The 365-nt window shown below is 38.6% G+C and carries 1 protein-coding gene; it reads left to right on the top strand.

Annotation, left to right across the window (positions count from 1 at the left end):
• A partial coding sequence (locus tag Q4563_RS17230) for a hypothetical protein (RefSeq protein WP_303605366.1) occupies window positions 1-365 on the top strand: 365 nt, incomplete at both ends.

The following is a 365-nucleotide window of genomic DNA, read 5'->3' as shown; positions in this document are numbered from 1 at the left end:
TTCCGGTTTTTATGCTTGTAGGTCTGGTTCCTTTTAAATTGTTCACCAAACTTATTTCTCAATTAAGTAATGCCGTTCTGTCCAATAAAGGCCTTATGGCATACCGGCAAGTCGAGCCTATTTACCCAATTATTACACGCTTACTTATCGAGTTGGCGACGATGGCAATTGTTTTTGTAACACTCAAGTTTTCAATTTACTGGTTTTTGGGGTACAAGGTTACACCCGTATCTCTCCCTGGGGTTTTGCTGGCAATATTTTTATTGATGGCCCTGGCGGTCGGAATTGCTCTTATTTTATGTGTTTTATTTGAATATTTTCCAGATATGTCTAAAGTTGTAGGCGTTATAATGACACCAATGATG

The sequence above is a fragment of the Gilvimarinus sp. 1_MG-2023 genome, assembly GCF_030548285.1.
Note: the sequence above shows the minus strand (reverse complement) of the source record. Positions and strands in the feature narration are given on the sequence as shown.